Annotated in this window: 18 protein-coding genes; 10 read left to right on the top strand and 8 right to left on the bottom strand. The window is 46.8% G+C overall.

The window, feature by feature from the left end:
- The first annotated feature begins 315 nt into the window (after nt 1–315).
- The 3 genes from DVG78_RS03765 (at nt 316) to DVG78_RS03755 (ending at nt 3,437) form a co-directional block, all read left to right on the top strand.
- Nucleotides 316–1,107: a PASTA domain-containing protein gene (locus DVG78_RS03765; protein WP_114459735.1), complete on the top strand. Its 792-nt coding sequence runs from the start codon at nt 316–318 to the stop codon at nt 1,105–1,107.
- 118 nt (nt 1,108–1,225) lie between these two features.
- Nucleotides 1,226–3,049: a T9SS type A sorting domain-containing protein gene (locus tag DVG78_RS03760; RefSeq protein ID WP_158549960.1), complete on the top strand. Its 1,824-nt coding sequence runs from the start codon at nt 1,226–1,228 to the stop codon at nt 3,047–3,049.
- Between the two features lie 91 nt (nt 3,050–3,140).
- Complete coding sequence (locus DVG78_RS03755) at nt 3,141–3,437, top strand: rhodanese-like domain-containing protein (protein ID WP_114067637.1); 297 nt, start codon at nt 3,141–3,143, stop codon at nt 3,435–3,437.
- A 97-nt stretch (nt 3,438–3,534) separates the two neighbouring features.
- On the opposite strand, the gene frr is transcribed toward DVG78_RS03755, so the two are convergent.
- The 5 genes from frr to DVG78_RS03730 all read right to left on the bottom strand — a co-directional run bounded on the left by frr (nt 3,535) and on the right by DVG78_RS03730 (nt 7,772).
- Complete coding sequence (gene frr / locus DVG78_RS03750) at nt 3,535–4,095, bottom strand: ribosome recycling factor (RefSeq protein WP_114459733.1); 561 nt, start codon at nt 4,093–4,095, stop codon at nt 3,535–3,537.
- Between the two features lie 78 nt (nt 4,096–4,173).
- The gene (pyrH, locus tag DVG78_RS03745; protein WP_114067639.1) at nt 4,174–4,896 is read right to left on the bottom strand and encodes a UMP kinase; all 723 of its coding nucleotides are present in this window, start codon (nt 4,894–4,896) and stop codon (nt 4,174–4,176) included.
- A gap of 67 nt (nt 4,897–4,963) precedes the next feature.
- Nucleotides 4,964–5,464 (bottom strand): acyl-CoA carboxylase biotin carboxyl carrier protein subunit, encoded by a 501-nt coding sequence (locus tag DVG78_RS03740; RefSeq protein WP_114459732.1) that lies wholly within the window; start codon nt 5,462–5,464, stop codon nt 4,964–4,966.
- Between the two features lie 33 nt (nt 5,465–5,497).
- Nucleotides 5,498–6,499 (bottom strand): DMT family transporter, encoded by a 1,002-nt coding sequence (locus DVG78_RS03735; RefSeq protein ID WP_310589111.1) that lies wholly within the window; start codon nt 6,497–6,499, stop codon nt 5,498–5,500.
- Nucleotides 6,486–7,772, bottom strand: coding sequence for a glucuronyl esterase domain-containing protein (locus tag DVG78_RS03730; RefSeq protein ID WP_114460027.1), 1,287 nt, complete (start codon nt 7,770–7,772; stop codon nt 6,486–6,488). The genes DVG78_RS03735 and DVG78_RS03730 overlap by 14 nt, the downstream gene beginning before the upstream one ends.
- A gap of 203 nt (nt 7,773–7,975) precedes the next feature.
- Between DVG78_RS03730 and uvrA the strand changes: the two genes are divergently transcribed.
- A complete protein-coding gene (uvrA, locus tag DVG78_RS03725) occupies nt 7,976–10,840 on the top strand; it encodes an excinuclease ABC subunit UvrA (RefSeq protein ID WP_114459731.1) in 2,865 nt (954 codons plus the stop codon).
- Nucleotides 10,841–10,878: 38 nt separating this feature from the next.
- On the opposite strand, the gene DVG78_RS03720 is transcribed toward uvrA, so the two are convergent.
- Nucleotides 10,879–11,355, bottom strand: a complete 477-nt coding sequence (locus DVG78_RS03720; RefSeq protein ID WP_147276989.1) for a hypothetical protein — start codon at nt 11,353–11,355, stop codon at nt 10,879–10,881.
- Nucleotides 11,356–11,614: 259 nt separating this feature from the next.
- On the opposite strand from DVG78_RS03720, the gene DVG78_RS03715 reads away from it, so the two are divergent.
- From DVG78_RS03715 to DVG78_RS03705, 3 genes are all read left to right on the top strand, one after another.
- Nucleotides 11,615–13,792 (top strand): M28 family peptidase, encoded by a 2,178-nt coding sequence (locus DVG78_RS03715; RefSeq protein ID WP_114459729.1) that lies wholly within the window; start codon nt 11,615–11,617, stop codon nt 13,790–13,792.
- A gap of 81 nt (nt 13,793–13,873) precedes the next feature.
- Nucleotides 13,874–16,627 carry a PSD1 and planctomycete cytochrome C domain-containing protein gene (locus DVG78_RS03710; RefSeq protein ID WP_114459728.1) on the top strand — a complete coding sequence of 918 codons (2,754 nt, stop codon included), beginning with the start codon at nt 13,874–13,876 and terminating at the stop codon, nt 16,625–16,627.
- Between the two features lies 1 nt (nt 16,628).
- The gene (locus DVG78_RS03705; RefSeq protein WP_114459727.1) at nt 16,629–18,110 is read left to right on the top strand and encodes a DUF1501 domain-containing protein; all 1,482 of its coding nucleotides are present in this window, start codon (nt 16,629–16,631) and stop codon (nt 18,108–18,110) included.
- A 136-nt stretch (nt 18,111–18,246) separates the two neighbouring features.
- On the opposite strand, the gene DVG78_RS03700 is transcribed toward DVG78_RS03705, so the two are convergent.
- Together DVG78_RS03700 and DVG78_RS03695 are read right to left on the bottom strand one after the other, a co-directional pair.
- Nucleotides 18,247–19,026, bottom strand: a complete 780-nt coding sequence (locus tag DVG78_RS03700; protein WP_114459726.1) for a TIGR00266 family protein — start codon at nt 19,024–19,026, stop codon at nt 18,247–18,249.
- A gap of 12 nt (nt 19,027–19,038) precedes the next feature.
- Complete coding sequence (locus DVG78_RS03695) at nt 19,039–19,245, bottom strand: hypothetical protein (RefSeq protein ID WP_114460026.1); 207 nt, start codon at nt 19,243–19,245, stop codon at nt 19,039–19,041.
- A gap of 129 nt (nt 19,246–19,374) precedes the next feature.
- Here DVG78_RS03695 and DVG78_RS03690 point away from each other — a divergent pair, with 129 nt between their 5' ends.
- The 3 genes from DVG78_RS03690 to DVG78_RS03680 all read left to right on the top strand — a co-directional run bounded on the left by DVG78_RS03690 (nt 19,375) and on the right by DVG78_RS03680 (nt 23,041).
- Entirely contained in the window at nt 19,375–20,757 is a 1,383-nt protein-coding gene (locus DVG78_RS03690; RefSeq protein ID WP_147276987.1) for an oligosaccharide repeat unit polymerase, read from the top strand.
- Between the two features lie 62 nt (nt 20,758–20,819).
- Nucleotides 20,820–22,037, top strand: coding sequence for an NADP-dependent isocitrate dehydrogenase (locus DVG78_RS03685; protein ID WP_114459724.1), 1,218 nt, complete (start codon nt 20,820–20,822; stop codon nt 22,035–22,037).
- A gap of 77 nt (nt 22,038–22,114) precedes the next feature.
- The gene (locus DVG78_RS03680; protein WP_147276985.1) at nt 22,115–23,041 is read left to right on the top strand and encodes a hypothetical protein; all 927 of its coding nucleotides are present in this window, start codon (nt 22,115–22,117) and stop codon (nt 23,039–23,041) included.
- Nucleotides 23,042–23,360 lie beyond the last annotated feature (319 nt).

The raw sequence follows: 23,360 nt of genomic DNA, 5'->3' as shown, positions 1-23,360 counted from the left end.
TTTATTTTAATCAGGTTTGAGGGGATTGACAACAAAAATTCTACATCCAATTCATATTTAACCAACATTTTACATGAATGGCAATCAGCCGGTTTGATTGGCGGCGAGTCTGAGGCTTTACTTAACTAACATTCTGTTGTTCAAAAGATAGCAGAAGGCTATGCCCATACAAATTCGGACGTATTTTACCGCCAATTCAGAAATTTAGATTTTCTTTGCAGTAAACTCATAGCATGACTATCAAGAGGTGATTGGAAGGATGAGTTCCTTCAAAAATTTGCCGTTCATTCGGCCCATTCAATCCATAATTTTTGTATGAAAATCAGCACAAATTCGCGTACCGATCTTTTTGTTCATATCAGTCTTGTCGTAGCGCTTGTTGTGGCACTATTTTTGGGGTTCTTCTTTTTGTATTTACCTTTTACAACCAATCACGGACAAAGTATTACGGTACCAGACCTAACGGGCATGAGTACGCAGCAATTGGAAGATTACCTAGATGAGCGTAATCTCCGCTACGAAGTGGTAGATTGTACGTTTGTTGTGGGTCAAAAACCTTTGACGGTGATTCGCCAAAATCCCAAGTCGGGTTTACGCGTCAAGGAAGACCGAAAAATATACGTCTATATCACGGCCTTAAACGCACCAAACGTAAAAATGCCTCAATTGGAAGACCGTACCTTAAACAGCGCCAAAGCAGAATTAGGACGATTGGGATTGCGCCTAGGCGAAATAAAATATGTTCCTGACCCTGCCCAAAACTCGGTGATGGCCCAATTGTTCAATGGAAAACCCATCACACCGGGCACGCTCATTCCGCAGGGTTCTATCATTGTTTTGGAAGTTGGAGATGGCATCGGAAATACTGAATTTGATGTTCCAGACGTTGTAGGTAAAACACTCGAAGAAGCTGACTTTGTCCTGAAAGCCTCCAGCCTCAAACGTGGACTTGTCATGCCCGTAGAAGACCCTACTAAAGCACCAGGAACGGTCATTCGACAAAATCCAGAAGCAGGGGCAGGAAATAAAATCCACGTAGGCGAGGTGATTGACTTATGGGTAGTTGGCGGACAGCCTGATACGCAACCTGAACAACAGAATGAATAATTTTAGCGGAGCAAGAAATAAAAAATTAACCCTTATTAAAAACAGGACTTCCGTTATCGGATATTTCTTAACGAATACGCCTAACGCAGCCTTTTGTGCAAAAAGGCTGCGTTGTATTTTGCTCCTTACGCTTTTGAGCTGTACCGCTCATGCCCAACTCATTGGGTTTCCGATTGCTCCAACACAGGCTACTTCCACTGCCAAAAACGCCCGTACTCAGGCGGTTTCATTGCCTTTTTTTGATGATTTTTCATTGACCAACGGTAGCGCTCCCTCCCCTGCCTTATGGGTTGCGGGCGGCGGAACCTATGTCAATAACACCAATACACTCAACCACCCCACGGTCAACGTAGTCACGTTTGACGGGGCGAACACCGCTGGGCAGCCGTATAATTTGGCCAACCAAAACGCGCAGGGCAACAGCGACACCCTCACTTCACAACCCATCAATCTGGCGGGCCTTACCGCTGCTGATTCTATTTATCTCAGTTTCTATTGGGAGTTACGCGGTTTGGGCGAATTTCCCGATGCCGATGATTCTTTAAGGGTTCAGCTTTTAAACGATAAGGGCGTTTGGCAAACCATCTGGAAACAAGCTGGCGGAGTACCCAATCCTAACTTTAACTACGTGCAGCTTGCTATTCGAAACAACGCTTATTTTCACGCAAATTTTCAATTCCGCTTTCAGGCATTTGCGCGTCAATCGGGACCGTTTGATTCGTGGCACGTTGATTATGTATACCTCGACAAAGGCCGGCGCTTAAACAGATACATTCAGGATGTGTCCGTCAGCCTGCCCGTCAGTTCTTTTCTGAAACGATATTCGGCCATGCCGCTCAAGCAGTATTTGGCTAATGCGGGGGCCGAAACTGCCGATTCGGTGTTTACCCGCATCAACAATCTTCACAATATCTTTAACTCGACAGCCTTTTCGTACACCTTAAAAGACGAACTGAGTGGGCGAGCGTTTCAAACAATTCTCCGAGACAATTCTGTATTTATTGACCAGTTCAGTGCCCAAAATAAAAGTGTTAAGCCTCAAGCTATCAGCGTTGATACCAACATTACCCAACGCCTTTCACTCGTCAATCGCTTCCAAATTCTAACCACCGACGACCGAAATCCTTCCATTCCGGGCATTGATTTGCGTCGTAATGACAGTATTTCGGGCAAAACCGTCCTCGATGATTATTACGCCTACGACGATGGCACCGCCGAATTTGCCGTGTACATGAATCGAACGCTGGGCCGAACAGCCGTTCGATATTTTCTAAACAAACCCGATGTGGTATCGGCCGTAAGAATGAACATCGTCCCAATCTTGAAGGATTTGACGGGGCAAACCATTACCGTTCAGGTATGGAGCAACAAAGACGGACGCCCCGGAACAGTGCTTCAGCAAAAAGCCTTTCGGGTAGAGTACGCCAAGGCGCGCAACGGCTTCATTGAGTTTCCGTTTGATTATGGTGTGGCGGTCCGCGACACGTTTTATGTGGGCTGGCTTCAAATCGGTACAGACGGCATCGCCGTAGGTCTGGACCGAAATACGCAACATGAAGACCAAGTTTTTGTCAATTTAGGGCAGGAATGGGCACCTTATCCTTCGTTCAAAAATGACCCAAATTTGGCATATTTTCAAGGCAGTTTACAGGTTCGGCCCGTCATGGGCGGGAAGGCCCTACCTCCAATCACCTCCATAGAGCCCGATAAAGCAACCGAATGGGAGGTGTACCCCAATCCCTCCAACGGACTGATTCAATGGAAATCTGATGAAATTCAGCGCATTGAAATCTATCATCTTACGGGTGCTTTGGTTAAGCAGCAAATCGTACAAACGACCAACAAAACCATGGATTTATCGGAACTGCCCAATGGACTTTATTTGGTGAGATTATCCAACGACGAGAAAACCGTTGTGAAGAAAATTTTGTTACAACGCTAACACAGCGTACGTATTGAGTAACATTTTTGCCATATTTGGCCTCTCAATTTCGTTCCTCTTTATCTATTTTACTTAAAATCAAGCTACCACAATGGATATTACCGTAGAAGAATTAAAAAAACGCATTGAAAGCGGCGAGAAAATCAACCTCATCGACGTACGTGAAGATTACGAATACGAAGATGACAACATCGGAGGGCAACTTATTCCGCTGGGCGAGCTCCCTCACCGCATCCACGAAATTGAAGACCTCAAAGACGAAGAAATCTTGGTACACTGCCGCTCAGGCAAACGCAGCGAAACCGCCCAACGGTTTATGCAAAGCCAAGGTTTCACCAACGTTCGCAACGTCATTGGCGGCATGTTGGCCTACCGCGAATTGGACTAGTTTGGGAATCTAAGTATAGCGTATCAAGTAATTGATATTGAGGCCTAGGCATTCACTTAATACTCAATACCAATTACTTAATACTCAAATTCAAGGCTTATACCGACATAATATCCTGCTCTTTTGCGGCAAAGATTTGATCTACTTTTGAAATAAAACCGTCGGTTAATTTCTGAACACGCTCTTCTCCGATTTTCACTTCATCTTCCGAAACGCCTTCTTTGGTCAGTTTACGAATATCGCCGTTGGTGCTTTGACGGATGTTCCGAATGTTGACCTTTGCGGTTTCGATTTCTTGTTTTACGCGTTTTACCAAATCGCGGCGACGCTCTTCGGTCAGCATCGGAATACTGAGGCGAATGTTTTCACCGTCGTTGTTGGGAGCTAGTCCAATGTTGCTGTTACGGATGGCTTTTTCCACCTCCCCAATCAGTTTTTTCTCAAACGGCTTGATGGTAATCGTGCGCGCATCAGGGGTTGTGATGGAAGCCACGTTGTTGAGCGGCGACATTACTCCGTAATATTCCACCTGAATTCCGTCCAACATCGACGGCGAGGCTTTTCCCGCGCGGATTTTTGCTAACTCGATGGTCAAGTGCTTGATTGCCCGGTCCATCGTATCTTTGGCGTCTTCGAGATAAAATTCGACTTCTTCCATTGCTACTGTTTTAATTTTTATTCGTTAACTGTGAGATATAGGGGCTATCCCTGATTAGTTTGGTAAAATTAAAGCTTCTTATTCGTTCGTTACCAATGTTCCCACCGATTCGCCATTGATGAGGCGCAGTAGGTTGCCTGGTTTGTTCATATCAAAAACGATGATTGGCAAATTGTTTTCTTTGCACAACGCAAAGGCCGTCAAATCCATGATTTTAAGGTTTTTGCTCAATGCTTCATCGTACGAAATTTTCTCATAACGCGTTGCGTTGGGGTCTTTTTCGGGGTCGGCAGTGTAGATTCCGTCCACGCGCGTTCCTTTCAAAACGGCATCTGCGTTGATTTCAATGGCCCGCAGCGCACCCGCTGAGTCGGTGGTAAAATAGGGATTACCCGTGCCCGCGCCAAAAATCACGATACGGCCTTTTTCTAAGTGGCGTACCGCCCGGCGGCGAATCATCGGCTCGGCTACCTGCTCCATTTTAATGGCTGATAGCAAGCGAGTTACCATGCCAAATTTTTCCAGTGAACTCTGAATCGCCATGCTATTGATAACCGTAGCGAGCATTCCCATGTGGTCGCCCTGTACCCGGTCAATGCCTGATTTTTCAACCGAGGCTCCACGAAATATATTACCTCCTCCAATGACCACTGCCACTTGTACGCCAGCGTCAACGATTGTTTTTACTTCTTTGGCAAACTGCTGGAGAATGTCAAAATCAATCACCTGCTTTTTGTCAGCACCGCTGAGTGCTTCACCGCTGAGTTTGAGAAGAATACGTTTATATTTAGGTTGAGACATGGTTGATATATTAGTTAGTTTGTATTGTACAACTTAAGTTCATAACGTTGGTCAATGACCTCATTATTTATTCAAATTCAATCAAGATTTGGTTTTTATCCACCGTATCTCCTTTGTTTATTTTAATACTTTTTACGACTCCCTCTCCTGGTGATTTAAGGGCATTTTCCATTTTCATGGCCACCAATACAAGGACCACATCGCCCGCTTTGACCACATCGCCGACCTGCACTTTGATGTCCCAAATCAACCCCGGCATGGGTGCTTTGAGGTTATTGACTTTATTTTTGGCGGCGCCAGTCATACCCATTTGCTCCAACAATAAATCAAATCGGTCTTTGGCGGCTACGGTGTAAGTGCTTTGGTTGATTTTGACCTTAAAACTTTTTTCGGCATAATCAGCTTCAATAACTTCGGCATTGTACGAACGACCGTTTTGCAAAATATGAAAACGCCCGTTGTCCAACGCCACCAAATCCCACTGAAAAGGCTGACCGTTTAGGGTTGTTTGCCCTTTATTAGAATCAATGTCAAAGGTTTGTTGTTCGTTGATGGTTACTTTTAACATAGAATTATTGGTTAAGGAGAAAGGTATTTCGGTTCAACTTTTGGCAATACTAAGCCGCTCTCGACGATTGACTAGATAAATGCCCGTCAGGATAATGCCCATTCCGAGATATTGCTGAAAACTAATCCGCTCACCGTCAAAAATCCCCCAGCTGATGGCCACAATCGGAATTAAATACGTAACCGATGCCGCAAACAGGCCAGAAGCCAATTGCACTATCCGGTTAAACAACACAGACGCCAAGCCCGAGCCTACCAGCCCCAACGCCAATAAAATAAGGCTCGGTTGGAAGTTTTCAGCGAGGGTGATTTTGGGAAAGAAATCTGTAAAAAACAAGATAACAAATGAAATAGGACCCGTAAAAGCAAACGTCCAAGAGGTCATGGCCAACGACGGCAAATGACTCAAATGACGTGAAATGGTATTGATATTAATGCCATACAACACCGTGGCAAGCAAAATCAAAAACGCGTAGGGATTAGCGATATTTAAAGCCCCCGCCCCTTTGGAAAAAATCAAAAAAGAAGAGCCCAACAACCCCAGCAAAATTCCTATAATCTGCACAGGACGACGCGGTTGTGCAAAAAATAGCACGCCAATCACCAGCGTAAACAATGGACTCAGAGAATTGAGCATTCCCGACAAAGAGCTGTTTAGTTTGGTGCCCGCTAAGGCAAACAAAAACGCCGGAATGACAAACCCCGTCAAAGAAGATATTAATAAATAAGGATAACGGTCAACGGGAATTTGACGGCGGGAGGCAACCATGATAGGAATAAAAAACAGCGAAGCCAAAAACAATCGCCCCGCTGCTACTTCCGTCACGCTAAATGTAATCAGGCTTTTTTTGATTAAAAAGAACGATGTTCCCCAAGTAAGGGCTACTAATACCAACAGTATCCACGCCTGAAGGGGACTTTTAGAAGAATCGTTCACTTTTGAAATGATTAGCGTTAAGACCCACGGCAAAATCGTCAACACCAGCGGTACATGACATTTTGCCGCTGCAAAAATAGTGGGTTTATTTGATTTCAAAGTGCTTATCGGCAAAGTTCATGTATTGTTGCCAATCATACAGCAGAATATCATGTTTCCCCTCGCGAATGTGATACCCGATGGTTTTTCCAACTGGACTGTTTGGCATGGGCATTGTATTGGTTCCCAAACCCGTTTTTTTGTACAATTGATAGACCTTTTCCGCTTCTACTGCTCCCAAAAACTCACCTTTGGGGTCGGCCCAAATATCTTCAGTGGCACTGGCTACGTACAGCGGACGCGGGGCCATCAAGCCCAATAATGCGTGTGAATCAACAGGTAATTCCGCCACTGCTTTATTGTATTTTTTGTAGTTGGCACAAAACCAATGCGGAAATTGCGTGTTGAGGTGCTCTACCGTTTCGCCAATCCACCGCCGCGACAAGGCCGCTCCGCCTTCACCAGAATCGTTGGAGATAACCATCGCAAAACGCGGGTCTTCTGCGGCTGCCCACAGCGTAGCTTTTCCGATGCGCGAGTGGCCCAAAGCAATCACTTTTTGACCGTCAATCAAGGATTCATTTTTGATTAAATAATCCACCATGCGGCTCATGCTCCACGCCCAAACCCCAATGGCACTCCATTTTTCGCGCTGCTCGGGCGTCAATACGGAGCGAAGGCCCGTTTTCCAACCTTCGTTGTGGTCGGCTTCGAGGTCACCGTAGTAGGCAGTGGCAACCGCGTAGCCGCGTGCTATGATGGCTTCCATTGGCCATCTCCGTTCGGCAATTCCGCGAGAGGCATCCGTTGCTCGATTGTTTACAAAGGTTTTATCAAAACCAGAGTTTACCCATTTTTCGGTTACAAATACGTCTTTTTCGTGCGTGGCGGTGTGATTTCCCGTAAAATTGAGGCTGACAAAAACGGGGGCTTGCTTTACATTTTTGGGTAAATACAGCAAAATGTCGAGCGTCAGCGTGGGAGAAATTTCGGGAAACCGAAGAGTAATTTGCTTAGAAATGGCTTTGCCATTCAACGCATTTTCGTTGACGGTTTTCACCTCAGAAACAATTTTAACCGCCCCCGAAAATGGGTTGACTCCGTACACGTTTTCTGCGAATAATTTCAACACCGCTGGTCGGCCCGCTTTCTCCCACACGTCTTTTGATTTGATGGGCTTGCCGTTGGGGAGCACCAATGGGTCGGGCAACGTAAAAGAGGGCATTTTTGATTCGTCATAATTGACGGGAATCTTTTGGGCAAAAGCATTTAACGACATCATTACACCTAAAACAGTGTGGATTACGGCCTTAATTGTGGATAACTTGTGCATAAGTATCGGTCTTTGGGTATAACTTTTCTTTTTCATAAAATATACCTGCTTTTTACCCAAAAGACGCTGGTTGTATGATTCTATTGTTTGTTAGATAATTACCGAAAAAATTGACCTATTCTCTATTCATCAAAACTTTTATAAAGCTCCTATTAACCCCGAATAGTTGGTAACTTTGCGCCTTCGTTTTGCGTTACCAATTCATGGACAATCACAAACCTACCCTTACAGACATTGAACTCACTGGCCACGACCTCATTGAGGTCATGGGTGCCCGCGAGCACAACCTTAAAAATATTGACGTCACCATTCCGCGCAACAAACTCGTCGTGGTGACGGGCATCAGCGGCAGCGGTAAGTCTTCCTTAGCATTTGACACCATTTATGCCGAAGGACAGCGTCGCTACATGGAAAGCTTTTCGGCTTACGCCCGTGGTTTTCTGGGCAATATGGAGCGCCCCGACGTGGACAAAATCGACGGTCTCAGCCCCGTGATTAGCATTGAACAAAAAACCACGTCACGCAATCCGCGCTCTACGGTCGGCACCGTGACTGAGATATACGATTTTTTACGCCTCCTTTACGCTCGCTCGGGCGATGCCTTCAGTTACGTGACGGGACGGCCCATGGTAAAGCAGTCGCAAGACCAAATCATTGACCAGATTCTGAATCAATTTGAGAATCAAAAGGTAACTCTACTGGCCCCCGTCGTGAAAGGGCGAAAAGGGCATTACCGCGAGTTGTTTGTTCAAATTGCTAAACTCGGCTACACAAAAGTCCGCGTAGACAACGAGGTGCTGGACATTACGCCCAAAATGCAGCTCGACCGTTACAAAATTCACGACATTGAAATTGTGGTGGATAGGCTCATTCCCAAAGCTGATGCTGGGGACTCGCAGTCACGTTTCCGCTTGAGTCAATCGGTCGGAACGACCCTGAAGCAGGGCAAGGGCGTGATGATGTTGTTGGATAAAAAAAATGAAGTTCATTATTTTTCCCAAAACCTCATGGACCCCGTCGCGGGTATCAGCTACGACGACCCTGCGCCCAATAGTTTTTCGTTCAATTCTCCTTATGGTTGGTGTCCGACCTGTCAAGGCTTGGGCGTGGTAGAAGAAATTACGCCCGAAAGCGTTATTCCCGACAAAAGCCTCAGTCTGAGCCGTGGAGCCATTGCGCCCATTGGCGAATACCGCGATTTGTGGATTTTCAAACAATTGGAAATCCTGCTAAAACCCTTTAAAGTAACCCTAGCGACTCCGATTGACAAGTTTCCGCCCGAAGCCATCGACCTTATGCTCAACGGAACTGACGAACCAGTGCCAGTGCCTTCCAAAAAATACGAAGGCACCGAATGGAACACCAAATACGAGGGCATTATTACGTTTTTGCGCCGCCAACAGGAAAATGGCTCGGAGAAGATTCAGGATTGGCTCAAAGATTTTATGACCATCAACACTTGCCCCGATTGTCAGGGCGCGCGTTTGAAAAAAGAAGCGTTGTGGTTCAATATTGACGATAAAAACATTGCTGATTTAGCCAATATAGACATTCGGGAATTGGCCAATTGGCTCAATGGTCTGGAAGACCGTATCACCGAACGTCAGCAGTTGATTGGTCGCGAAGTGTTGAAAGAGATTCGCAAACGCGTCGGATTTTTGTTGGATGTTGGCTTGGATTACCTGACATTGAACCGTCCGCTGAAAACGCTTTCGGGCGGGGAAGCACAGCGTATTCGTTTGGCTACCCAAATCGGTACGCAGCTTACAGGCGTGTTGTACATCATGGACGAGCCCAGCATCGGACTGCACCAGCGCGACAACGTGCGACTCATTGATTCTTTGAAAAAACTACGTGATTTGGGTAACACAGTACTCGTCGTTGAACACGACAAAGACATGATGCTCGAATCCGATTACATCCTCGACATCGGCCCCGGTGCGGGCCGCCACGGCGGGCAGGTAGTAGGATACGGTACCCCCGAGGTGTTTTTAAAAAACGGCTCATTGACCGCTGATTATTTGAGCGGCCGAATCGCCATTGATGTTCCTAAAAAACGCCGCGAAGGCAACGGAAAGACCATTATTTTAAAAGGGACAACGGGCAATAACCTTAAAAACGTCACGCTTAATCTGCCCTTGGGTAAAATGCTCTGCGTAACGGGTGTGAGCGGAAGCGGCAAGTCGTCGTTGATTCACGAAACGCTGTTTCCGATTCTGAACCGCCATTTTTACAACTCCAAACGCGAACCGCTACCTTACAAAAGCGTGGAAGGTCTGGAGCACATTGACAAAGTGATTGAAGTAGACCAGTCGCCTATTGGCCGTACACCGCGCTCTAATCCAGCCACTTACACCAATCTTTTTTCAGAGATTCGGTCGCTGTACGCCGAACTGCCCGAAGCAAAAATCCGGGGCTACAAGCCGGGGCGTTTTTCGTTTAACGTCAAAGGTGGCCGTTGCGAAGATTGTGAAGGCGCAGGCATGAAAAAAATCGAAATGGAATTCCTGCCCGATGTATACGTAGATTGCGACACCTGCAAAGGAAAGCGCTTCAATCGTGAGACCTTGGAAGTACGTTTCAAGGGAAAATCCATTGCTGACGTGCTCGACATGACCGTGGAACAGGCGTTGGAATTTTTTGAAAGTATTCCTAAAATTTTGCGTAAAGTATCGACGCTCAACGACGTAGGACTCGGCTACATCACCCTCGGCCAACACGCCACTACCCTTTCAGGGGGTGAAGCGCAACGGGTAAAGCTGGCCGAAGAGCTTTCGAAAAAAGATACGGGACAGACCCTATACATTCTGGACGAACCGACCACTGGATTACATTTTCAGGACATTCGTCATTTACTGGATGTGCTGAACAAACTCGTCGATAAAGGCAACACCGTTTTGATCATTGAGCACAACATGGACGTGATTAAAGTATCGGATTACGTCATCGACCTTGGCCCTGAAGGCGGCAATGCCGGCGGACGCATCGTTGCCGAAGGTACCCCCGAAAAAGTAGCGAAGGTAAAGGAGAGTTTTACGGGAAAATATTTAAAATTGGAATTATCATAAAAAACAAAGGGCCGAAATTTTCGGCCCTTTGTCGCTACTCACCATCCTCTACGTTGACCATTGCGACCGTAGTCGTCGTAGGTCGAACGCTCATTATCTCGTTTCTCATGGGTTATTTCACGGTTAAGCGCTGCCAAATCTGCGGTTAATTCACGACGTTCGCGGGGGTTGAGCACCCGGTCGCGCCAGAAGATTTGCTCTTTGCGCTCAATACGCTCCACATCACGCATCAAATTTTTTGCCTCCCGTGACGATATAGACCCTTGCGCAATTCCGTCGGCTATACGGCGGCGGGCTTCGCGCTGAAAATCATCAATGCGGTCGCCCATATTTCCGCCCCTTCCGCTACGGGAGTCATAGCCACGATTGTCATCACGATTACCGTATCCTCGGTCGTCACGGCGGTTATCGTATCGGTCATCATACCGGCGGTCGCGGTCATTATTACCCCATTGGGCATTGGCACTTCCGAAAGCTACTAAGATCATGGCGGCGGCAAACACTAACTTTTTCATGGCATTTATTTGGTTTAATGGTACAATGATTTTGCTTATTTTACTCTTAGAACGCTGAAAATCGTAAAGGTTTATAAAGGCTTGGTTAATGATTGTTAACACGTTTTTAAAAGATTTTAGTAACTTGCTACACCAACCTGAACTACTCCTAAAAACGCCCTTAAAATACCCGAATAGGGCATTTTTATGTTTTTTGGGTCAATACAGCGAGCGCTGAATTTCTTTTTAAACCTAACTAACTCTCATCAACTTCCTCTTTATGAAACACACCTTTATTATGGGCAGTTTGCTATTCCTCGGCATGTATGCCCACGCCCAAAAATCCATCAGTGGTTTTTCGGTTGCCAATCAATCAAAACAAGAAAAGGTCGAACAAGAATACCGTACCAAACAATCTGCCGAGCGTTTTAAAAACCACCTTCAAAAACTCACCAGTGTACCACACTTGGCGGGCACGCCCGAAAATGAGAAAGTGCGTGATTACATCGCCGACGTGATGCGCAAGGCAGGATTACAGGTCGAGATTTTTCCGCACGATATTTATCTTTCCAAAACACCCGGCGAAAGCTTGGTTGAAGTCGTGGAACCCATTCGGATGCCGCTCAACAACCGTGAGTTTATCATCAAAGAAGACAAATATTCAGCCGACGCGCGCCTTACTCCTGGTTGGAATTCTTATTCGGGCTCGGGCGATGTTACCTCAGAAGTGGTGTATGCCAACTATGGCCGTATCGAAGATTTTGAGAAATTGAAAGCGATGGGTATTTCGGTCAAAGGGAAAATCGTACTGGCACGTTATGGAGGCAATTTCCGTGGATACAAAGCCAAACACTCCGAAGCCGCTGGAGCGGCGGGCGTCATTATCTACACCGACCCCGCCGACAATGGCTACATGAAAGGCGTGACCTTCCCAGAAGGCTCACAACCCAACGACAATACAATTCAGCGCGGCTCATTATTGACCGTCGATTATACTGGCGACCCATTAACTCCTTTTGAACCAGCTTTGCCTTTGGATGGCCCTAAAAAAATCAAACGCCTCGACCCCAAAGATGCGGCATTCCACAAAATCCCTGTTACTCCTCTGCCGTGGGGCTCGGCCGTTGAAATCCTCAAACGCATGACGGGTAAAGCCGTTCCAGCCGGCTGGCAAGGCGGATTGCCATTGGCTTATCGTTTAGAAGGAGGCTCGGAGTTGAAAGTGCATTTGAAAGTAAAACAAGACAAAGAGTTTGTACGTATTTATCAGGTAGTGGGCACGCTAACGGGGAGCGAATTTCCCGATGAGTGGATTATTGCGGGCTGCCATTATGATGCGTGGTCATTCGGCTCTACCGACCCCAACAGCGGCACCGCTATGCTCCTAACATTGGCTGAATCTTTGGGAAAATTACCTCAAAAGCCTAAACGTACGGTCAAAATCTGCCACTGGGATGCCGAAGAACACGGCGTAATCGGCTCAGCCGAATGGGTGGAGCAAATGCGCGATGAGCTAAGCGCCAAAGCCGTAGCCTACATGAACTACGACGCGGCGGTTTCGGGGAAAATATTCGGCGGCAGTTCTTCACCTTCTTTGAAAAAATTGCTCATCGAAGCTACACAATCCGTTCAATATCCCGATTCCAACAAAACCGTTTACGAACACTGGATGGCCCAAAAAGGAGGAAAAAGAGGTAGCACCGTTGGCATCAACAGCGCCGCTCCCGTAGCCGTAGCCGATGAGCCAACAATTGGCAATTTGGGCGGCGGCTCTGACCACATTGCGTTCTACATGCACGCGGGAATTCCTTCATTGAGCGCTGGCGTAGGCGGACCTACGCTATATCACTCACAATATGATGACCTGTTTTTCTACAACAAATTTGTGGACTCTACCTACACAATGGGCCCGATGGTAGAGCAAGTCGTAGGCACCATGTCACTGCGGTTGGCCAATGCCGATATTTTGCCGTATGATGTTTCTCGCTACGCGACGGACTTAACAACGCACCTCAAAACAGCCGAGAAGGCCATCAAAGCCTACCAACCAGCTTATTCGATTGATAAATTATTGGCGCAAGTAGAAACCCTGAAACAAAACGCCGAGCAGTTTGAAAGCCGCATCAAAACCCTATTGGCTTCTGAGCAACTCGACAAAGTTAAAGTGGCGGCCATTAACAAAGAATTGCGAAATTTGGAAAAGGCATTCCTTGACCCCAAAGGCATGGCTTACGGCTCGTGGTACCGCTCGTTGTACGCTTCTTCTGACCCGTACAGCGGCTACGCGTCGTGGATGTTGCCCGCATTTCAGTATGAAGCATCGCTCAAATCAACAGCCAATCTGCCCGATATTGAAGCGCGACACGCCAAAGCCATTGAAACACTGAATACGAAAATTGTAACAATGAACCAACAATTGGGAGGCAGTGCTTCCTCGTTGGGTGGGGCTAAAAATTAAGATAGACAAACCTAAGACTTTGAGTATCTTAGGCTCATTTCTGCCTTATTGAGTAGAGTAATTCATAATCTTAGGTAACGTATGAAATGGCCCAATAATAAGGTCTTACTGAGTGTATCAGCGCTGGTTTTTGTCGGGGCGTGGCTAGGCATTGGCCCCGACAATCACGTTGATTTCAACACGGAGGTAAAACCGATTCTCAATAAAAAGTGCATGGCTTGCCACGGAGGCGTGAAAAAAGCAGGCGGTTTTAGCCTGTTGTTTCGGGAAGAAGCCCTCGCCAAAACGAAATCGGGCAAGCCTGCCATCATTCCCGGCGACGCCGACGGTTCTGCTTTCATTCAAGTGCTGACGCATTCCGACCCCGAAAAACGGATGCCCAAAAAGGGTGACCCACTTACGGATGAGGAAGTCGACATTTTGCGGGACTGGGTAGACGAAGGAGCCGAATGGGGCACGCACTGGGCATACAGTCCCGTACAAAAACAAAGTGTTCCGCAGCCAAGCTGGTGGGATAAACTTTTTCAAAAAACACCGTGGGGCAATTCCGACATTGACCGTTTTGTGTTTGAAAAACAACAGGAACAAAACAGCGATGCCCTGCGTCCTTCGCCCGAAGCCGACCGCGCTACGCTCCTGCGCAGGGTTACGCTTGACCTTACAGGCTTGGCCCCAACCGCCGCGCAATACGACAAATTCTTAAATGATAAGAGCCCCAAAGCCTACGAAACCGTGGTAGATTCATTGCTGGCATCTCCCGCGTTTGGCGAACGTTGGGCGGGAATGTGGCTTGATTTGGCCCGTTATGCGGATTCAAGGGGTTATGAAAAAGACGATGCCCGAAATATTTGGCGTTACCGCGATTGGGTCATTAAAGCATTTAACGAAAACAAACCTTACGATAAATTTATCACCGAACAGCTCGCGGGCGATTTACTCCCCAACCGTACCGAGAACGACCTCATTGCTACGGGATTTCACCGCAATACCATGAACAACGACGAAGGAGGCACCGACAACGAAGAGTTTCGCACCTCCGAAGTGCTCGACCGCGTCAGTACTACCTGGGAAGCATTACAGGGAACCACGTTTTCGTGCGTGCAATGCCACAGCCACCCTTACGATCCCTTTCGGCACGAGGAGTACTATAAATTCATGGCTTTCCTCAACAATACCAGCGACCAAGACGTCAGCGACGAAGCTTCTTTCTTGCGTTTTTTCGAAGAAAAAGACCAAAAGAAACTGGATGAGCTAACCGAATGGCTAAAGAAAAATACCACCCCACAAAAAGCCGAGCAGCACACGCATTATGTTCGTACGCTGGAGCCGAGGATTTACTTTCACCTGTTTGACCAATATAAAAATGGCACGCTAGAACCCACCGCCGCTGCTATGCTGCAAAACAACGGCTCACTTCGTTTGAAGCAAGCCCCCGTCAGAGGCAAACAAAAAATGTTACTTTATTACCGTTCAAGACAACCCGCAACCGTAGTCCGAATCAGTACCGACAGCCTCAACGGGCCGCTTGTAGCCACGACAAAACTCGATACGTCCCGTAGTTTCCAAATTGCCTACATTGACTTACCGCCGTTTTCAACCCGCAAGGATTTACATTTCTCGTTTACCAATGCCAAAGTTAAAGATCAAAAAGACGATATAGTGGCGCTTATGTGGGTCGCATTTTGGGCCGAAGATTTTCCCGGAAAAGGAACAACTGGCTACGAAGAGCAGTATGCCAACTTCCAAAAACTACTGGTGACATCGGCCGAAGCGATGCCAATTATGCAAGAAAACCCTCCCGAATACGCCCGCACAACGCGTGTCTTTGAGCGCGGCAGTTTTTTAAGCCCCGCCGCCACCGTTGCACCCGATGTTCCCAAATCATTGCACGCATTTCCCAAAAATGCCCCCCGCAATCGTCTGGGCTTGTCCCAATGGCTCACGTCCAAACAAAACCCGCTGACCGCCCGCGTCGCCGTGAATCGTTTTTGGGAACAACTGTTCGGAACGGGACTCGTCGAAACCCTTGAAGACTTTGGCTCACAAGGCTTTACGCCCACTCACGCTAAACTATTAGATTATTTGTCGTATAAATTCATGCACGACTATCATTGGCAAATGAAACCGTTGCTGAAAGAAATCGTGCTTTCGGCTACGTATCGACAAGATTCCCGCGCGACAGATGCGCAGATTGCCCAAGACCCCACCAATCGTTGGTTAGCGCGTGGACCGAGAGTACGCCTCACGGGCGAGCAAATCCGCGACCAAGCACTCATTGTCAGTGGGTTATTAAGCAATAAAATGTACGGGAAACCCGTCATGCCGTATCAACCGCAGGGCGTTTGGCAAGTGGTGTACAGTGGCATTAGTTGGAAACGAAGCGAAGGAGAAGACGCCTACCGACGCGCCATTTATACCTTTATCAGGCGGTCAAGCCCGTACCCAAGTATGCTCACTTTCGACGGCTCTAATCGCGACGTGTGTTTGGCTCGGCGCATCCGGACCAATACGCCTTTACAGGCATTGGTCACGCTCAATGATTCGGCTTTTGTGGAAATGTCCATCAAATTTGCGGAGCGTATGGAAAAAGAAGGCGGCAAAAGTGTGCCTTCCAAACTCCAACGCGGCTATTGGCTCATGACGGGACGCGCCCTGCCTCCCGCAAAACAGAAAGTATTGGTCAACCTCTACGCCGAGGCTCTGCGTCGATTTGAAAAAGAAAGAGGGAAAGCGGTACGTTGGATTGGCCGAGAAACGGCTACCCCCAACGACGCAGCCCTGGCTTTTGTGGCCAATACAATGTTGAACATGGACGAGTTTATTTCAAAGCAATAATATGAAGCTAAACGACGAACTTCGATTGGCACAGGCGCAGTTTGAAACCCGCCGCCATTTTTTGAAGCAATGCACTTCGGGCATTGGCATGATGGCGCTGGGCAGTATTCTGGGAAATTGTACGACCGATTCTAAAAAAATAACTTCTGCACCGCTTGACTTAAATCCACTGGCGGTCAAGAATCCACATTTTGCTCCCAAGGCTAAATCGGTGATTTTCATGCACTTTTGTGGCTCGCCTTCGCAATTGGAATTGTGGGATTATAAACCCGAATTGGCAAAATTGGACGGGAAACCCTGTCCGCCGTCGTTTTTGGAAGGAAAACGTTTTGCGTTCATTCGTGGCGTACCCGACATGCTCGGCTCGGTGGGGAATTTTAAACAACATGGCCAATCTGGTGCGTGGGTTTCTGATTATTTCAATTATTTCCCGTCGGTCGTGGATGAAGTTTCGTTTTTGAAAGCCATGTACACCGACCAGTTCAACCACGCACCCGCCCAACTGTTGATGCACACTGGCAGCGCCCGACTAGGGCGCCCGAGCATGGGCGCTTGGAGTACGTACGGACTAGGTTCAGAAAATTCAAATTTACCCGGTTTTGTGGTACTGACTTCAGGTGGAAAAACTCCCGATGCTGGCAAAAGTATCTGGGGGAGCGGCTTTCTTCCCTCTGTTTATCAGGGCGTTCAATGTCGTTCTGAAGGCGACCCAGTGCTGTTTTTAAGCGCCCCCAACGGCCTCGACCGCGACCTTAGGCGTAAAGCAATTGATGCGCTGACGGAGGTCAATCGCCAACAATACGACGAATTTAAAGACCCCGAAACCCTCGCTCGTATTGCGCAGTACGAGATGGCCTTCAACATGCAGATATCTGTACCCGAAGTGATGGACATCAGCAAAGAGCCCGCCTACATTCACGAGCTTTACGGCACCAAGCCCGGGGAAGCAAGTTTCGCCAATAATTGTTTGTTGGCCCGTAAATTGGTCGAAAAAGGCGTACGCTTTGTGCAATTGTACGATTGGGGTTGGGATACCCACGGCGACGGAGAAGGCACATCGTTGGAAGTAGGACTTCGCCGAAAAACCGAAACCATCGACCGTTCCATGACGGCCCTATTAATGGATTTAAAACAACGGGGTTTGCTGGATGAAACCTTGGTGGTATGGGGAACGGAGTTTGGCCGCACACCCATGCGCGAGAACCGCAACGGCAAAGTAATGCCTTTCAAAGGCCGCGACCACCACACCGACGCGTTTACGTGCTGGATGGCAGGCGGCGGTATTCGTCAGGGGTATTCACACGGCGAAAGCGACGAATTTGGCTACCACGGCATCAGCGGCCGCACACATATTCACGATTTACAGGCGACCATCATGCACCAATTAGGCTTTGACCATGAACAACTTACGTATGAATTTCAAGGTCGTAATTTTCGCCTCACCGATGTAAGTGGAAAGGTAATAAAGGAAGTAATTGCTTAAACGGCAACAAGGGCGGCACGTTAAAGCCGCCCTTGTTGGTAATTATATCTTTCTACACATTTCAGGGTTTTGAGAAACCCTGAACGTCTGGTTTGAGAACCAGACGGCACATCAGAACCGAACCCCACATTTACTTCTAATCTTCAAACAAATTACCTAAGCCGCCCAATACCGAGCCGCTTTCTTTGCGAGATTGTGGTCCGTGCGATGATAGTCTATCCACTAATTTAGAGATTGGCATAGACTGAATCCAACAACGCCCTGTTCCCTGAAGCGTGGCTAAGAAGATACCTTCACCCCCAAAAACCATAGATTTAAGACTTCCCGAACGCTGCACACTGAAATTGACCGATGGCTCGTAAGCAACCACGCATCCAGTGTCTACGCGCAAGGTTTCGTTGTTGAGCTGACGCTCAATCACTACTCCGCCAGCGTGAACAAACGCCAAGCCATCGCCCTGTACTTTTTGCAAAATAAATCCTTCCCCACCAAATAAGCCGCTACCGAGACGCTGGTTGAAGTGAATATTCAATTTTGTTCCCATGGCAGCGCAAAGGAATCCATCTTTTTGGACAATCAATGAGTTGCCGTAAATCTTCGACAAATCAATAGGCATCACCGTGCCAGGGTACGGCGCGGCAAAAGCTACCTTACGTTTGCCATAACCACGGTTGGTAAAATGCGTCATAAACAAAGACTCTCCCGTGAGTAGGCGCGAACCCGCCTGAAAGATTTTGCCCATCAGGCTCTGGGTAGCGTTTGACCCGTCGCCCATTTTGGTTTCAAACTGGATACCATCTTCCATAAACAACATAGAGCCCGCTTCGGCGATGACCGTTTCGTTGGGGTCTAATTCGATTTCGACGATTTGAATGTCCTCGCCAATAATCTTGTAATCAATTTCGTGTGAATTCATTTTCTCAGTTAGTTATTCTTCGGTATTTTCATTTAAGTCATCGCGCGAACGGAGTTTTTTATCGTCCACGTGTTTATTCAAAAACTGATTGATTTTATCAATATCAATCGTGGATGTGATTTCGCCGAATGAATTGATTCGAATGTCAAAGCCATCCAAATCTTTGTGTACTCGCGGCTTTTCGGCGCTTTCGGGAGGGGTTGTTTTTTTCTTCGTCATATCCGTCGATTTTTTTACGAAAATAAGTACCTGCTGCACCATTCGCAACCCTATCTGACTAAACGGTGACTTTTAGATTTTTTTTGGTCAAAAAACGGGGCGAAAGGTTTACCAAAAATAGTTTTCAACTTGACATCGGTATTCAGTAAAACGTGGTGGGGGCCATTCTCATTGCTTTGTTTTTTGTTGACCGGTGTCGGAATTCTCCTACGCTTTGACCCCATTTTTAGGCCCCAAAACGACCTGTTACTATTGTTATTGCCACTGGTTTGGGGAAGTGTTTCGGGCACTATTAAAAGCTTACGCCCCGATTTAACCGTCATTACCCCCAAAAACCTCATGTTGTTTGTGTGGTTTAACAAGCTTGTCATCATTCCTTTAGAAATTATTTGGATAGGCAACAGGATTCCCGTAGAACATCATCTTAATCAGGATATTTCTACCGAAATCTGTATAACGCTGGTTTCATTCGGGACTTTTGTGGTGGGCTGGACTTGCTTTTCAAAAAAAAAGATTCACCGATTGATGATTCCCTTACCATTTCTGAACACATGGGCCAGCGTTTATTTTCTGGTGGCGCTTATTTCACTCTCTTTACTTTATGGTTCGTTCGAAAATTATATATCAGGTGCAATTTTTACGTACGTAACCCGAGAAATCGTTGAGCAAAATGCAACCTTGTTGGGTTTATTGGCAAACATAGGGCAACGTTTCTGGGCGTTTGGCGTGCTACTTGCGTGGTATAAATGGCGAAGAAAGAAGGGGAAGCTTCATGGTCTGCGGCATATTCTATGGCTCATTCTTTGTCTAGCAGGTATACTAAGTAGCAATCGTTCCAACATGGTCTATCCACTACTGACGTTGATGAGCGTTATGTACGGAGGTTGGAAAACACGTCATCCATTTTGGTTGGTTTTGCTGTTATTGATACTGATTGCTCTTTCTCTTTTCTTTGGATATGTACGCGTACAGTCTTCCTTAGATACAGAAGGCATAACACTGCTCTTCCATAATTATTTGGAACATGACGAATACATCACCTACGCGCACCAACTTTATTTTGGCAGTCCTTATCAGATTACGCCCTTACTTTCAATTGAAAACCCCTCTTCTACGCTTTTAGCTTCCATTTTGGACCCAATCCCTGTGATTGGGAAGGCCGTACGGGAACAAAGCGGCCCCTATATTTATAACCTAGCGTACCATCAATCGCTGGTCTCGCAGGATAAAGTCATTCCAGTAGCGGGCGAATTGTACTACAACGGCGGCTATTTTTTAGTGGCGTTAGGATATACCGCGATTGGAGTAGTATATCGGTGGTTAGACTATACTTTTAAGCACAATGTGCTGATAAATCCACCTCTGGCGGCAGCTTTTTTTTATTTGACAATGCTGTTCAATGCCACATTGTTACTCAGTTTGTCGGTTTTAATGCAGTTTTTGGTCTACAATGCCGCCCCTGCGTTATTGATTATTGCCGCAAATTGGTCACGAATACGTAAGGCTTCCTAAACATAGTTGGTTATATTTGCATCCTTAATTTAGTCATCACTATCCCAATTTTAGTCGCTCACATGGAAAAAATCAAAGTCGCAAACCCCGTCGTTGAACTGGACGGCGATGAAATGACCCGAATTATCTGGCGTTTTATTAAAGATAAACTTATCCTTCCTTACTTAGACGTTGATATCAAATATTACGACCTTGGTGTTGAATACCGCGATGAAACCAACGATCAGGTAACCATCGATGCCGCCAACGCCATCAGACAGTACGGTGTAGGTATCAAATGCGCCACCATTACGCCCGACGAAGACCGCGTAAAAGAGTTCAATTTGAAACAAATGTGGAAATCACCCAACGGTACCATCCGTAACATCTTGGACGGTACGGTTTTTCGTGAGCCTATCGTTTGTCAAAATGTTCCGCGTTTGGTAACCAACTGGGACTCTCCCATCATCGTAGGTCGTCACGCATTTGGGGACCAATACCGCGCTACCGATTTCGTGACCAAGGGTAAGGGAAAACTAACCATCAAATTTGAAGGCGAAGACGGAAACGTGATTGAGCACGTAGTGTACGACTACAAAAGCGACGGCGTAGCCATGGCGATGTACAACACCGACGAATCTATTCGCGGTTTTGCCCGTTCATGTTTTCAGGTAGCAATGCAGAAAGGCTGGCCTTTGTACCTTTCTACCAAAAACACCATCCTCAAAAAATACGACGGTCGTTTCAAAGATATATTCCAAGAAATTTACGAAGCCGAATTCAAAGCCTTGGGCGTGCACTATGAGCACCGTCTCATCGACGATATGGTGGCTTCTGCCCTGAAATGGAACGGAAACTTTGTATGGGCGTGTAAAAACTACGACGGCGACGTACAGTCGGATACCGTAGCGCAAGGATTTGGTTCATTGGGCCTGATGACTTCCGTATTGTTGACGCCCGATGGAAAAACCATGGAAGCTGAAGCGGCTCACGGCACCGTGACGCGCCACTACCGCGAACACCAAAAAGGACGTCCAACGTCTACCAACCCCATCGCTTCTATCTTTGCTTGGACTCGTGGCTTGGCTTTCCGTGGCAAACTCGATGGTAACCAACCTCTTATCGACTTCAGCGAAGCCTTGGAGCAAGTATGCGTTGAAACCGTAGAAAGCGGTAAAATGACCAAAGATTTGGCTGTTTGTATCCACGGAAACAAAGTAAACCACGGTGAGCACTACCTCTATACCGAAGAGTTTTTGGATGCCATCGATGCTAATTTGAAAGCAAAATTGGCGAAGTAATCATACGTACAAAGTAAAAAAGGAAGGGTGAGACAAACGTCTTACCTTTCCTTTTTTTAAAGAACAGGTTCGCTTTTATGGAGTCAATGATGGGAAAAGTCCTTCGCGTATTTCTGCTTTGCACTTTCTGCTTTGTTGTCAACTCACTAAAGGCGCAACGACCGCAGGGACGTTTTCTGACCGACAGCATTGAAATCGGTAAGCCTTTTCAATACGCCCTGAGTTTTCGGCATTCTCCCAAAATCGAAGTTTTTTTCCCCGATACCAGCGCCGATTTTCGTCCTTATCAAATTACAAAGTCTGATTATTTCCCTACCAAGACCAACGAAGCAGGCAGTTTGGACAGCGCCGTCTATACCTTACTTTCGTTTGAACTGGACAAAATCCAAACGCTGGAAGTGCCCGTCTGGATTTTGACGGGCCGCGATTGCACCGCCGTTTATTCCGCCAAAGACTCGATCTATTTAAAGGAACTCATCAAAGAAGGCGCTTTGGATACGCTTGATTTGAAAGCCGATACGCAGATTATCCCGCTCCAAAACCAGACCAACTTCCCTTTTATTCTGCTCGCTTCTCTACTGGTTTTATTGATTGGAACAGGCGTTTATTTACTCTTTGGAGAAACCCTCACACGGCAGTGGGAGCTGTTTTTGATGTTTCGCCGTAATCAGGAATTTCAACGAAACTTCTCGCGACTCACGCGCGATGTAACCGGCAAAAAAGGCATCGACAACGCCGAAAAAGCCGTAATTCTCTGGAAAATGTACCTCCAACGCCTCGAACGTAAACCCTACGCTACCTACACCACCAAGGAAATTACCGATAACCTTTCCAATGCGCAGTTGGCCGATGCCCTCAAATCTATCGACGGCGTTATTTACGGTGGTCTGGCCTCCTACAACACCGCCGATTCCCTCAACGTTTTGCGCGACGTAGCCACCCAAAGCTACCGAAATCGACGCATTGAACTGGCCCAAGCCCCTACGGTTTCGGGACGGAGGTAGGTAATTCAAATGGTTTTCTTATCAACAAATTTTCAATAATTTCATCTCTAAATTTTGTTGATAGCTATAATGTTCTTTTTGTATAGTGTACACCATACAAAACGTTCATTGACAGTTAAGATTCACAATCGAGTAGAATCGCTGTTATTATTGGATTCAGGTTCTACATTCCGCTCTGTAATTCATTCCAACTTTGAAGGCACTTATTGAGCGTTATAAAGAAAAGCAATTGGGCTGCCTTCAAGATAAGACACGTCTGGGTCGCCCCAAAAAACTGGGATAAAGCCGTACAATATCGTATAATAACTTTTGATGGTCA

The sequence above is a fragment of the Runella aurantiaca genome (genome assembly GCF_003339505.1).
Taxonomy (GTDB): Bacteria; Bacteroidota; Bacteroidia; order Cytophagales; family Spirosomataceae; genus Runella; species Runella aurantiaca.
This window is presented reverse-complemented; position numbering and strand designations above follow the sequence as displayed.